The sequence below is a fragment of the Beijerinckia mobilis genome, from assembly GCF_000745425.1.
Lineage (GTDB): Bacteria > Pseudomonadota > Alphaproteobacteria > Rhizobiales > Beijerinckiaceae > Beijerinckia > Beijerinckia mobilis.
On the sequence record NZ_JQJH01000042.1, the window covers coordinates 1 to 10,846 of the forward strand.

At 57.1% G+C, this 10,846-nt stretch carries 18 protein-coding genes and 1 pseudogene; 17 read left to right on the plus strand and 2 right to left on the minus strand.

Going from position 1 to position 10,846, the window contains the following annotated elements:
• The 8 genes and pseudogenes from DL88_RS17965 to DL88_RS18000 form a co-directional block, all read left to right on the plus strand.
• Nucleotides 1-633: pseudogene (locus tag DL88_RS17965) on the plus strand (hypothetical protein); the annotation flags it as partial.
• Nucleotides 634-669: 36 nt separating this feature from the next.
• On the plus strand, nucleotides 670-936 hold the full coding sequence (locus DL88_RS17970; RefSeq protein WP_034999323.1) for a hypothetical protein: 267 nt from the start codon (nucleotides 670-672) through the stop codon (nucleotides 934-936).
• Nucleotides 937-1,395, plus strand: a complete 459-nt coding sequence (locus tag DL88_RS17975; protein ID WP_034999325.1) for a hypothetical protein — start codon at nucleotides 937-939, stop codon at nucleotides 1,393-1,395.
• Nucleotides 1,371-1,565 (plus strand): hypothetical protein, encoded by a 195-nt coding sequence (locus DL88_RS17980; RefSeq protein ID WP_034999327.1) that lies wholly within the window; start codon nucleotides 1,371-1,373, stop codon nucleotides 1,563-1,565. The genes DL88_RS17975 and DL88_RS17980 overlap by 25 nt, the downstream gene beginning before the upstream one ends.
• Nucleotides 1,566-1,641: 76 nt before the next feature.
• Nucleotides 1,642-2,001 carry a hypothetical protein gene (locus DL88_RS17985; RefSeq protein ID WP_034999329.1) on the plus strand — a complete coding sequence of 120 codons (360 nt, stop codon included), beginning with the start codon at nucleotides 1,642-1,644 and terminating at the stop codon, nucleotides 1,999-2,001.
• A gap of 20 nt (nucleotides 2,002-2,021) precedes the next feature.
• Entirely contained in the window at nucleotides 2,022-2,228 is a 207-nt protein-coding gene (locus DL88_RS17990) for a hypothetical protein (protein WP_034999331.1), read from the plus strand.
• A 65-nt stretch (nucleotides 2,229-2,293) separates the two neighbouring features.
• The gene (locus DL88_RS17995) at nucleotides 2,294-2,566 is read left to right on the plus strand and encodes a hypothetical protein (protein WP_034999333.1); all 273 of its coding nucleotides are present in this window, start codon (nucleotides 2,294-2,296) and stop codon (nucleotides 2,564-2,566) included.
• 136 nt (nucleotides 2,567-2,702) lie between these two features.
• Nucleotides 2,703-3,191 carry a hypothetical protein gene (locus tag DL88_RS18000; RefSeq protein WP_034999335.1) on the plus strand — a complete coding sequence of 163 codons (489 nt, stop codon included), beginning with the start codon at nucleotides 2,703-2,705 and terminating at the stop codon, nucleotides 3,189-3,191.
• Nucleotides 3,192-3,305: 114 nt separating this feature from the next.
• On the opposite strand, the gene DL88_RS18005 is transcribed toward DL88_RS18000, so the two are convergent.
• Complete coding sequence (locus DL88_RS18005; protein WP_034999337.1) at nucleotides 3,306-3,884, minus strand: hypothetical protein; 579 nt, start codon at nucleotides 3,882-3,884, stop codon at nucleotides 3,306-3,308.
• Between the two features lie 913 nt (nucleotides 3,885-4,797).
• On the opposite strand from DL88_RS18005, the gene DL88_RS20035 reads away from it, so the two are divergent.
• From DL88_RS20035 to DL88_RS18050, 8 genes are all read left to right on the plus strand, one after another.
• A complete protein-coding gene (locus tag DL88_RS20035) occupies nucleotides 4,798-5,397 on the plus strand; it encodes a hypothetical protein (protein WP_034999341.1) in 600 nt (199 codons plus the stop codon).
• 69 nt (nucleotides 5,398-5,466) lie between these two features.
• Nucleotides 5,467-5,838, plus strand: coding sequence for a hypothetical protein (locus DL88_RS18020; protein WP_034999344.1), 372 nt, complete (start codon nucleotides 5,467-5,469; stop codon nucleotides 5,836-5,838).
• A 52-nt stretch (nucleotides 5,839-5,890) separates the two neighbouring features.
• The gene (locus DL88_RS18025) at nucleotides 5,891-6,466 is read left to right on the plus strand and encodes a Uma2 family endonuclease (RefSeq protein WP_034999347.1); all 576 of its coding nucleotides are present in this window, start codon (nucleotides 5,891-5,893) and stop codon (nucleotides 6,464-6,466) included.
• A 28-nt stretch (nucleotides 6,467-6,494) separates the two neighbouring features.
• Nucleotides 6,495-6,704 (plus strand): hypothetical protein, encoded by a 210-nt coding sequence (locus DL88_RS18030; RefSeq protein WP_034999350.1) that lies wholly within the window; start codon nucleotides 6,495-6,497, stop codon nucleotides 6,702-6,704.
• A 773-nt stretch (nucleotides 6,705-7,477) separates the two neighbouring features.
• Entirely contained in the window at nucleotides 7,478-7,801 is a 324-nt protein-coding gene (locus DL88_RS18035; RefSeq protein WP_156971193.1) for a DUF736 domain-containing protein, read from the plus strand.
• An 86-nt stretch (nucleotides 7,802-7,887) separates the two neighbouring features.
• On the plus strand, nucleotides 7,888-8,079 hold the full coding sequence (locus tag DL88_RS18040) for a hypothetical protein (protein WP_034999352.1): 192 nt from the start codon (nucleotides 7,888-7,890) through the stop codon (nucleotides 8,077-8,079).
• A gap of 14 nt (nucleotides 8,080-8,093) precedes the next feature.
• Complete coding sequence (locus tag DL88_RS18045; protein ID WP_034999366.1) at nucleotides 8,094-8,354, plus strand: DUF4160 domain-containing protein; 261 nt, start codon at nucleotides 8,094-8,096, stop codon at nucleotides 8,352-8,354.
• Nucleotides 8,309-8,638, plus strand: coding sequence for a DUF2442 domain-containing protein (locus DL88_RS18050; protein ID WP_034999354.1), 330 nt, complete (start codon nucleotides 8,309-8,311; stop codon nucleotides 8,636-8,638). Before DL88_RS18045 ends, DL88_RS18050 begins: the two co-directional genes overlap by 46 nt.
• A 589-nt stretch (nucleotides 8,639-9,227) precedes the next feature.
• On the opposite strand, the gene DL88_RS18060 is transcribed toward DL88_RS18050, so the two are convergent.
• The gene (locus DL88_RS18060) at nucleotides 9,228-10,256 is read right to left on the minus strand and encodes an IS110 family RNA-guided transposase (protein WP_034999359.1); all 1,029 of its coding nucleotides are present in this window, start codon (nucleotides 10,254-10,256) and stop codon (nucleotides 9,228-9,230) included.
• 238 nt (nucleotides 10,257-10,494) lie between these two features.
• On the opposite strand from DL88_RS18060, the gene DL88_RS18065 reads away from it, so the two are divergent.
• Nucleotides 10,495-10,821, plus strand: coding sequence for a hypothetical protein (locus tag DL88_RS18065; RefSeq protein WP_034999361.1), 327 nt, complete (start codon nucleotides 10,495-10,497; stop codon nucleotides 10,819-10,821).
• The last annotated feature ends 25 nt before the right edge of the window (nucleotides 10,822-10,846 follow it).

A 10,846-nucleotide genomic window follows, 5' to 3' on the forward strand; every position in this document is an offset into this window, starting at 1 on the left:
AGCGTGAGCACGACGCCCGCTCCATTGTCAGATAATTCGAGCAGAAAATGCCGATGTTTGCGAGCAGAGGCGCTTATGTTGGCAAGCCGCTACACCTACGGCACATTCAAACGCCTGATCGCCCCGATCATCCAAGGCGGCCATCTCACGCAGGATCCCGACACCCTGCGCCAAACCGCGCGCACCACGCTGGCGCATATTCTCAGCTGCAAAACCGGCTACCATACGAGTGGCATTCCCGCCCAGATCGCTGGCAACGCCATCGGCGCGGACACGCACCTGCCTTCGATGGGCAGCGAGGATTTCCTGAAATGCCTGTCGCGTCCGGCCCTCGAAAAAGCCGGATCCGATCTCGGCGTCCTGCCGCGCGAACGCGTCAAGGACACCCGCGCCTCCGTGCTGAGCCAGATCGGCGAGACCCCCTACATCCACCCCTACGCCCGCTTCGCCCTCACCGACGAGCAGATCGCCAAAATCAGCGAAACCACCGGCATCGAGAACGATGAAGACGTCGATCCCGATGACGATGGTCTCGATCCCGGCATGAACGAAGACATGCCAGACCAGGGACACGACCCCGGCGAAGCCGACGATCCATCCGATGACGACGGCTGCCAGTCCGAAGCCGCCTGATACACGCCAAAGTCCTCAATCCAGAGAAAGATCACCATGACAATCCATCGCATGATCCTCGTTCAGCAATCCATCCAGTCAGGCATGGGCCAATTCTTTGTCGATTCCGCCTCCCCGGAAGAGGCCGCGACGACCCTCTTTGCCGCTCATGAAACAGCGCGCAAAGCCTTGTCACAAAGCATCACTCTCGACGATGGCCAGTCGCAATGCCTCGAACCGACAAGCACGATCAAGACACGTATTTTTTGCGTTGTCCTCGATGACAATGGCCGCGAAGTCGCCGAGATTCATCCGGAGGCCTGAATGATCCGCCAATATCACGCTCAACGCTTTATGGGTGGTGACAATCCCCTGCGCGTCGGCACCATCGCCATCGGTTCTATCTATTATATTCAGCCGGATCATTGGTGGTGCGATCGTTTCCGCGGCAAACCGGACCTTCGGGAGCCGTGGATCGTCGAAGCCTTTTTCAACGGGCTCATGGGCGCCGCGGTCCGTAATCCGAAAACCGGCTTCTGGGAAGACCGCTCTATCTCGCGACGCTCGGACACCGCCTTGATCCGGTCGCTGCGCACCGGACGCCGCAGAACCATCCTCGTCAGGACCTTGCTCCTCCATGACGATGAAGCTCTCACCAAAGGCGAAACCCGCTACCCGGATCTGCCGCGCTTGCTTTCGCTCTTGCCATCCCCTCTCCCCTCCCGCCTGCCCAAGGCTGCCAGGAAGGAAACCTGCAAATGTTTGGAACCTACTGCCGCCTGAATCTCCCTGTTGACGCCAGCTGGCGCGCTGTCGTGCGGGCTGCCATCAAGAAACTCGATCCCGCCGCGGTGAACGATCCGCAGCTCCGGCCGGACCGCAAAGTCTTCTACAAGATCATGCTCGAGCATCACGAACGCGCTCAGGAAATGGTCTCGGCCTACAGGCTCTAAACCTTCCCATTTCTCCGCTCTGTCCATTCCTCATGACCTGGTGCAAGCCAGGTTTTTGCATTTTTGGAGCCTGCTTATGTCGCTGCTTGATCAATATACGGAAGCCGCGCGGTATTTCAGCGAGGAACATCGCGGTCTCATCGTCATCACCCAGGAAGGCGATATCCTTCGGCTGAGGCTCGGCGACGAGGATTGGAAAGTTTTTAGCCGCAAGAAAGCGGATATTCCGACAGAAGAATGGCTGAACAGAAAAAAGAACCAGATCAATCAAATGCCGGCATGGGCGCGTGAGACACGCGAACTGCCTTCCGTCGAAGACATGACGGAATGGCTCACTGACGGACAATGTGAAACCCCATCGGGCGACGAAGTCGAACCCGATGGCCATGGTCCTGATGGAGCCCCCTCCTGGCTTCTCGCTCTCGGTCTCATCTGATCTCTCGAATGGAAACCCCAATGCGGAAAGAACCCTTCTCCGATCATTGCAGCAATCCCAATCGCGACGATCACTGGACCTGCCCCGCCTGCTACAAAGATCTCGGCAATGTCGGTGAACACACAATCATCTGCCCGGATTGTGGCAACAAGATTCTCTGCACGATCGAATATGAACCTGCCTGCCATGCAAGGCTGGCAGATCAAGATGACGAAGAAACAAATTGAACCAATCGTCATAAAAAACGGAATAGAAATGCCTTCGTATAAGACCTTGCTGGAGGAGTTTTGAGATGGCTAATCTTATTTTACGTCCATCCGAGCTGATTGAAGGAAAGCCATGGTCGCTTCAACTCCGCTATCATGATTGCTGTGGCCCTACTGAATATACAACATTGACGCGTGTGTCTGACGAGATTGCCAGAGAAATCATCCATGCCGGCGCCTGCGAATGGCTATTTGGTGAGCCGAATTGGGATGAAGAACACAAAAAACGCGAACTTGAGCGAGCCAGGAAATTACATGAAGAAGCCGTCAAGATCGAAGTACGATATGGAATTCGTTGAATAATCATCCTGCGCAGAAAAGAAAGTCCACGTCAGCTGTGTTTGTCACTCACTTGACCGTCTGAATAGCTCTGATGACCTGTATTCCCTCAAGACCCGGCACAAGCCGGGTTTTTGCATTCCTGGAGGATCACCATTGGCCGATTATTATTCACCCACAGTCGTTCAACAGATCATTCCCGAAGAGGATATGACGGAACTCGAAAAAGCTGTTCTTCTCGAAATCTTCCAATACGCAGAAACCGGGAAAGGCGTGTATCTCTTTCATGAAGACCGGCCGCAAGATCACATTACCATCCAGCCAGAAGACTATGCCCGCCTTCTCGCCGCTCCAGACGATGGATCAAGCACTCTCCTCACCTGGCTTCGCGAACATCGGCCAGCCGGCGCTACAGATTCCACCTGGCTGGACATGAGTGAATTTTCCTACGAAAACATACTGCAGGATGTCGTCAAACGATCCAGAACCATCATATATATCAGTGTCATAACCAGCTGGACGTGCTCGAAAATGCGCTCCGATGGATTTGGCGGCATGGCGAGCTTCATTACCGCCAAAGGGATCCAATGCCATTCGACCGCGCAATTTCTCGAAGATTGTCTCGATCAACTCGAAGAGGAATAGATCGTCGAAGGACCCAATGCACCCGTCTGATGGAAGGGTGCCTGAAAAACGAAAGCCACGGGCTGGAGGATCAGCGCCGTGGCTTTCTTGCGAAGCAGGGTCCACTTGCCAGCCTCACCGGCCGAGCGTGGATCCTTTCTGCAGGGAACACAATTCCAACATCGCCTTCTCCGGATCATAAGGCTCCCAACGCTCGCCCCGCATGGCATAGGCGACCGCGCGCGCCGCGCCTTCCGCCCGTTCCGAAGCCTCATAGGCTTCGATCAGAAGCTGCGTCGCGGCCATGACCTTGGCTTCATAGACATTCATCCAGAGCGCACTGGCCCGATCATCCTTGCCCCGCGCTTTTTCGTAATGGCCCCATGCCCGATCGATTTCCTGGGCCATCCGATCGTGCTCCTGGCACAGCTTCACCGCCTTGATCACCAGTGGAAGCAAAAGCCCGTCGAGCTCCTGCCGGCGGCGCGCACCGGGCTCTTCATCAATATTGTTGAGAATAAATTCAGCCGTTTCCCGATCAACGGCATCGCGAAGGCCATGAATTGGCGGTTCAATCCGAAACGCATCAACCGCATAGAAAACATCCCGAGGATCCGGAGCGATCTCCCGCAGCAGCGCCAGCGTCGGCCGACCCTCCCGTTCAACCGGAAACCGGATCACATTGTCATAGCCCGGCAGATAGTCCACGCGCATGACCTTCTCCTGTTCTCATCATCCTCGCGAATCATAGCCGAAGCGAATCGCCTGCGCAATATAAAGCATTGATAATAAATAGCTTTGTTTCGCAGCAGCTTAGTCGTCGGGGCGGAATCTCACGGGCTCCCGGCTTGTGATCAGCAGGATGTTCTCCCGGCAAGCTCTTGATACTGGCATGCGCATGCAAGCGCGTGCATTTGCAAGCCTGCATGAGAGCGTAGGGCTTCCAGTCGGTGATCTCTGGCCTCTGTCACCTGGACGGCGAGGTCGCGGCGAGAGGCTTTGAGCCTTCCTTCCCGCCCGCCCTGTCCGAAGCCGGCCTCCTGATCCTGCGCTCATCGGCAAAGGCTGTTGGCCTCAATGGCCCTGTCGTGTCGAAAGCGGTTTTGCGGAACAGGTGCCTCGTCCATGCGAAGACGCATCAGCCTTTTCCTGTCCGCAAAGGGTTTGCGCGCCGAAAGGGAAAAGTATCGCGGCTCTCTCGCGTCTTCTGAAAAGACCAGGGCCGCTCTTTCCCATCATCGCAAGGAAGCTCTTGCCCCTCTGCGACGGGTTGCGCCGTCTCTTTGTCCCAAGACGGTTGCCGACGCTCTTTGGAGAAGGATCCCCGATCTTCCTGTCCCTGTTTGTTGGCCCGTCCGCGTTCTCGCGCCTCGTCAAAATGGCAGATCAGACAGAGCCAGAACCGCCCCGCAATGGCGCGCTCCGGCTTTCTTCCCCTGGGCTACGCCCATTCCTCGCGAACCAAGAAAGCCTGCGCTTCGCCATCCTCCGCTGTGCTCCGGCCCGGCTCGACCCGCCTGCGGCAGGTCCCCGGCCGGGTGCAGGGCGAACCTGCCCCTGTCTCTTCGATCGCCATCGAGGCGCTGAGGAACGCGGCCTCGAGCCCAGCAGTGACAGGAGAAAGATCATGGCTTTCAAGAGCATCGATGACGCAACCGCCTCTCTCGACAAAAAGTCTGAAAAGACGCGCAAGCCCATCACATTCGAGATGGTGCAAACGATCGCTCCCTCCCATGCGATGATGGAAAAGATCGAAGCGGCCTTTGGTCTTGAAGACGTTGATTACGAGAAAATCCGCGACACTCTTCAACTCAACTTTCTTCGCGAAAACGATGCCCTTTGCCGGGTTCTGAGTGAAAAGGCCCTGCAGATGCATCTCGAACGGATTGTCGGCGCCTATGTCGCTTCCGCCTGGGGCGCCGCGAATTTCTACTCGAACAAGGCCACGGAGGCGGCAAGGCTCAACAGCGCCTTTGCCTGCGATGACCGCGATGAGGATCGCGACGGCGTGGCCGGTTTCGAGAGCAAGCGAGAACGCGCGCGGGAATTCGCGGCTCAGATGGCCTCCCAAGCCTACGCCCTCATGGCCGCCGCCCACGGTGCCATCGATGCCTACCGCGATATCACCGGCCAGGACTGGAAGCCTTTCGCTCCCCGTGCCGAGGCTTCCCAACGCGTCGAGCGCCGCTCCGCTCAGAGCCAGATGAGCGCCTTCGAACGGTGCTGACCCCATGGCGGGAGCGAAAGCTCCCGCTTTTTCTCAGCTGTCAGCCACCCCACTCCACGGAGAGCCCCAATGACGATTTCCTTCAATGCCTTCCCCATCACGGGCACGGTATCGCGCTTTATCGATCTGCCCGATGAAGCCGGCTTTTCAATATCCAACGCCAATGGACAGGCTCTTCTCAATGTCCTTGGCATTACGAAAACCTGTTCCTCGAGCCCATCGCCGATTCAGGCCATGACGGCACTCCTCACTGTCATAAAGCGTAAACAGTTCGGCTACCGCTCCCCGGCAATTCCGGCAACGACAAACCAGAAACCTGGCCATGCCTTGTTCATCGATTGCGGACGATCCGAAGGTTATATCGAGCGCCGCCTGGAAAACTTTTCCGATTTCATCGACGCAAGTCTCAAGGCCGGAGCGACCCATATCGGCTGGGGATGATCCCAGCCTCTTTGTTCAAGCCCTTTGCCCGCCTGTATGATAGGATAATTTGATGCCAACCTCTCTTCGCAAGCCAATCTCCACGCCCATGACACGCGCAGAATTCCTCACCTGGGAAGCACAACAGCCCATCCGATATGAATTCGATGGCTATACACCTGTCGCCATGGCCGGTGGCACCGAAGCTCACGCCATCATTCAGGCTAATCTTGCCGCGGCACTCGTCACGCGTCTTCGCGGCAAGCCCTGCCGTTTTATTGGCAGTGATCTCAAGGCTCTCGTCGCCGACAATTCCTCCCGCTATCCCGACGGCATGGTCGTTTGTTCTCCTGTCGAGAACAAACGAACCACTGTTGCCGATCCTGTCATCGTCTTCGAAGTGCTCAGTCCATCGACCGCAAGCACGGATCGTATCGTCAAAGCTCGTGAATATCAGGTCACACCATCGATCCAGCGCTACATCATGCTCGAACAAGACCGCATCGGCGCAACCGTCTATGCTCGTTCCCGCGAGACCTGGACCTTCGAAATTCTCGCGGATGATGCCATCCTTCATATGACCGAAATCGGCGTCGAATTGCCTCTCGCCGAACTCTATGAAGGCCTCACATTCGATGAGGCCAACTGAATATCTATTCTTGATAACAAAGGAAATTATGATGCCCTACGGTTCCCGCATTGAATTGGACAATGGCTTTATCAAAGTCTCCGGATATCCCACTCCCGAGGCCGCTCTGGAAAGCGCCGTCAAATCTGCAAGACATGCAGGCTGGAAGCCCGCTCAATGGTGGCAATTCTGGAAATCTCCATGTCCTGAATACATGCGTGAAGAATATCTTCGCCAAACGAAAAACATACAGTCCTGAAACTCTTTGACGACAGTCTCCGTCAGAGATTCCAACACAGGACGTCTCTGGCTTCGCCAGGCCGGGCTCGCAAGCTCCGCGCCCTCTTCGCCCTCCAGGTTTTGATCCCTGACGCAGCCGGCCTCGACATGGCTGCCTTCCGTTTGCGAAAGCACCGCGCCAGCGCGATGCGCAGAATTTCCGCCGAGGCAGCTTCTTCACGGATCGCGCTCCGTCTCGCACGCCCGGTTCGCAGGGCTCAGATGAGGAAGCTCCGATCGGGACGCTTCTGCAGGAAAGGCGCTCTGCGTCTTCTGCTTTGTCTCAAGCCATGCCGTTCAGCGCCTGGGGCTCAAAACCCTTCCAACGCGTGGCTCTCCGGTTTTCTGCAGTTCTTGCCGGACCACGCACCAAAGCAGTTCTTGTCTTCCGGTCAGAGATACGCCCCGGTCTCCCAAGCACCATCGCAAAAGCTTGCACGAAGATCGACGCCGTTTCCATCATTCCCGTGTCTGAACGCAGGCCAGGCAGTCCTCGCGCCTCTTTGACAATGGCTGATCTGACAGGAGCAGAACCGCCCGGCAACGAAACGCTCCTGCTTTCTTCCCCTGGGCTGCGCCCATTCCTCGCGAACCAAGAAAGCCTCCGCTTCTCCGTCCTCCGCTGCGCTTCGGTCCGACTCGACCCGCCTGCGGCAGGTCCCCGATCGGATGCAGGGCGAACCTGCCCCCGTCTCATGGATCGCCATCGAGGCGGCAATGGACGCCAGGCCTCAAAACACGGGAGTGACGGAAATGGCAACGATTGGTTCTTTCTCTTACGACGCCGCCAAGGACACCTACAAGGGTCGCATTGTGATCCTGAAAGGCACAATCCCCGCGATGCTGGTCCTCAATGACAAGCGCACAACGGAAGACGCTCCGCTCTACAGGGTCAAGGCCCGCAATGGCGCCGAGATCGGCGCGGCCTGGGTCAAACACCGGCAGGAAGACAATGAGCGCTATCTCTCGCTCAAGCTGGACGATCCGAGTTTTCCCGCGCCCATCTATGCGAACCTGGTCGAAGTCGAGGGAGAGCCCGACTTCCAGCTCATCTGGAGCCGCCCGAATAACGGCTGAAACCCTTGGCGCCTCGCTCCAGCGAGGCGCTTTCCTTCCATTCATCCACCGGCTACAGCCCGGTAAAGCTAGTCAGGAGAACCACCATGAAGCAAAAGAACAGACTTTCCCCCCGCAATCCGGCCGCAAAGGCCATGCACGCACGCATTGCCAACGCCCATGTCGCCGTCACAAGCGACACCCGTCCCAAAATCATCACACCCAGAAAAGGCAAGGGCTCCTATTGCAGGAATAAATCCCGGCAGGACGGAGCCCGCTGCCATTCTATCGCAGCATGATCGAGACCCAGAAAATGCCGACACTCAGCATCTTCTATGGTATTCTTATTCAGATGTTCTGGAACGACCATGCCCCTGCTCATTTCCATGTACGCTACGCAGAGTATCGCGCACAAATTGCGATCGACACTCTCGAAATCGTTGAAGGAAATTTGCCTGCCAGGGCTCTGGCCCTCGTCCAGGAATGGGCCAAACAGCATCAAAACGAATTGATGGAGAATTGGGATCTATGCTTGCGCAACCAGTCCCCGAAGAAGATCGAGCCCCTGCCCTGAACCCTCCCATCATTGCCACAGCGCCTGACGATGTCCGGGATGTAATCCCTTTGCCGGCCTATCGCCTCGCCGTCCGTTTCCATGACGGCATTGCAGGGATCGTCGATATGAGCGCCCTTGTTAAATCACCCAAGGCCGGCGTCTTTGCCGCCTTGTCCGATCCACTCCGCTTCACTGAGGCTTACGTCCAATATGGCGCTGTCACATGGCCCGGCGAAATCGATCTCGCTCCCGATGCCATGTACAAAGCCATCAAGGCTCACGGAACATGGGTCCTGACATGAACACCCTCAAGTCTTTCCCACGCTCCAGGCCTTCCCGCCTTTCATTCTCAGGCCGCGTAAGGTCCCACCTGATCAGGGTTCGGCCCAATGTCTCGTTTCTTGGCCAGACATAGCCGCTTGCATTTCCCAGAAGATTATCGATCCCAGGCCTGTTCCGAAGGTGGTTGCCGAAGCTCTCAAAGCCTGTCCACAATCTTCCTGTCATCCCTTTTGTTGCCGGCCGCGGTTCTCGCGCCTCTCAAAGATGGCAGATCAGACAGAAGCGGAACCGCCTGGCAATGGCGCGCTCCGGCTTTCTTCCCCTGGGCTTCGCCCATTCCTCGCGCAACATATGTGGACACCCCCTCGGTCAAGCCTTTCTTCTGATCTCTATGAATCCGGTCGGGTGCTTGCATATGTCCGGCCTCTCTGATGATCGGCCGAACGGCCGCGGGCCCTGATGAAATCCGCGGATCATGGTCCCAATCAAGAAAGCGCATTCAATAATGCTGTTGCGCGAACGGGTTGTCCTGATCCCCGGCATAACCGGTATTCATCACGATCGTCTGGCAGGCCCTCCGAACTCTGTGACGTGCTCTCCGTCGATATCCTATGCGGCTGCGGGCCCGTAGACGGTATTCCGCGTCATGACGGCCCACGCGATCCGTGCCATCTTGTTCGCTAGCGCAACGGAGGTCAGGCGCGCAGACTTGTTTTCCAGCAGCTTCCTGACCCATCCGGTGAGCCGGCCGCTCTCCTTATGTCTGGCATATCGAATGATCGCTGTCGCGCCGACGACGAGCAATGTTCGGAGATAGCGGTCGCCAGCCTTAGTGATCCGTCCCAATCTCTGCTTTCCTCCGGACGAGTTCGAGCGCGGTGTAAGGCCCAACCATGCCGCAAGCGCGCGTCCCGAGCGGAAGCAGGATGGGTCCGTGATGGTTGCAGCAAATGCGGTCGCGGTGATCACGCCCACGCCTGGGATCGTCGCCAGTCTGCGGCTGGCTTCACTCGTGCGGTGCCATTCACGTATCTTGGTCTCAAGAGACTTGACCTCAGCGGTCAAGGAGTTGATTTGTCCGACCAAGGATACGACGATGTCACGCACGAGTTGCGGAACGTCGAGCTCGGTCGCATTGGGTGTGAGCACCCGCTCGACGAGCTCCGCCATCCTCTCGATCCCAATTGGCGCTACGATTCCGATCTCTGCGAGATGACCACGCAGGGCGTTCACCAACATTGTTCGTTGCCGAACGAGAAGCGCCCGCGATCTGTGGAGCATCAGGATCGACTGCTGCTCCACTGTCTTGATCGGAACGAAACGCATGTTGGGCCTGGTGACTGCTTCGCAAATAGCTTCGGCATCGACCATGTCATTCTTGCCCCGCTTGACGTAGGGCTTCACGTAGGACGGCGCCATCAGCTTCACTTCGTGACCCATCGCGGTCAGTTCACGAGCCCAGTGGTGCGACGATCCGCAAGCCTCCATGCCGATCAAGCAGGGCTTGAGCTTGGTGAAATATGACAGAAACTGGGACCGTCGCAGCCTTTGCACGATGACGACTTGGCCCACAGCATCCACACCGTGAACCTGAAAAACGTTCTTTGCAAGATCGATCCCTATCGTCAGCCTGGACATGCCCGTTCCCTCTTAGCGGTTGATTGGTCCCATCCGCCGAAGTTTGGCAGTAGGGGGTGGGGGTGTCCACATCATCAAGAAAGCCTGCGCTCTGCCATCCTCCGCTGCGCTCCGGCCCGGCTCGACCAGCGCCGCTGGTTCCCGGCCGGGTGCAAGGCGGACCCGCCCCTGTCTCTTCGATCGCCATCGAGGCGCTGAGCAACGCGGCCTCGAACCCGCAGTGACAGGAGAAAAGATCATGGCTTCAATCGAAACCGAAACCACCTCTACCGAAGTCTGCAATCAAGACTTATCAATCGCGGAAATCACCGGGATCGCCCTCGCTAAATCTAGAGTTCGCGATTTGGTCTGGGCTCTTCATTTCGCCAAAGACGAACCCAAATATTGCGGCCAGAAGCTGAACTGGGAACCATTCCACCGCGCGGAGCAACTTGCCAAAGAGGTCTGTGTATGCAGCGATTCCCTGAAGATTCTGGCCAAATATGGTTGGTCCCAGAATGATTTCGGTGCGGACTTCGAGACCCTGCTCACCAAGCTGCCGCCATTCTCAGATTTTGCCCCATGAGAAACCACAGATTGTGGCGGTCCCC

Coding starts and splice junctions, on each gene's coding strand:
- DL88_RS17970 (WP_034999323.1), top strand. CDS start 670: ATGACAATCCATCGCATGATCCTCGTTCAGCAATCCATCCAGTCAGGC.
- DL88_RS17975 (WP_034999325.1), top strand. CDS start 937: ATGATCCGCCAATATCACGCTCAACGCTTTATGGGTGGTGACAATCCC.
- DL88_RS17980 (WP_034999327.1), top strand. CDS start 1,371: ATGTTTGGAACCTACTGCCGCCTGAATCTCCCTGTTGACGCCAGCTGG.
- DL88_RS17985 (WP_034999329.1), top strand. CDS start 1,642: ATGTCGCTGCTTGATCAATATACGGAAGCCGCGCGGTATTTCAGCGAG.
- DL88_RS17990 (WP_034999331.1), top strand. CDS start 2,022: ATGCGGAAAGAACCCTTCTCCGATCATTGCAGCAATCCCAATCGCGAC.
- DL88_RS17995 (WP_034999333.1), top strand. CDS start 2,294: ATGGCTAATCTTATTTTACGTCCATCCGAGCTGATTGAAGGAAAGCCA.
- DL88_RS18005 (WP_034999337.1), bottom strand. CDS start 3,884: ATGCGCGTGGACTATCTGCCGGGCTATGACAATGTGATCCGGTTTCCG.
- DL88_RS20035 (WP_034999341.1), top strand. CDS start 4,798: ATGGCTTTCAAGAGCATCGATGACGCAACCGCCTCTCTCGACAAAAAG.
- DL88_RS18020 (WP_034999344.1), top strand. CDS start 5,467: ATGACGATTTCCTTCAATGCCTTCCCCATCACGGGCACGGTATCGCGC.
- DL88_RS18025 (WP_034999347.1), top strand. CDS start 5,891: ATGCCAACCTCTCTTCGCAAGCCAATCTCCACGCCCATGACACGCGCA.
- DL88_RS18030 (WP_034999350.1), top strand. CDS start 6,495: ATGATGCCCTACGGTTCCCGCATTGAATTGGACAATGGCTTTATCAAA.
- DL88_RS18035 (WP_156971193.1), top strand. CDS start 7,478: ATGGCAACGATTGGTTCTTTCTCTTACGACGCCGCCAAGGACACCTAC.
- DL88_RS18040 (WP_034999352.1), top strand. CDS start 7,888: ATGAAGCAAAAGAACAGACTTTCCCCCCGCAATCCGGCCGCAAAGGCC.
- DL88_RS18045 (WP_034999366.1), top strand. CDS start 8,094: ATGCCGACACTCAGCATCTTCTATGGTATTCTTATTCAGATGTTCTGG.
- DL88_RS18050 (WP_034999354.1), top strand. CDS start 8,309: ATGCTTGCGCAACCAGTCCCCGAAGAAGATCGAGCCCCTGCCCTGAAC.
- DL88_RS18060 (WP_034999359.1), bottom strand. CDS start 10,256: ATGTCCAGGCTGACGATAGGGATCGATCTTGCAAAGAACGTTTTTCAG.
- DL88_RS18065 (WP_034999361.1), top strand. CDS start 10,495: ATGGCTTCAATCGAAACCGAAACCACCTCTACCGAAGTCTGCAATCAA.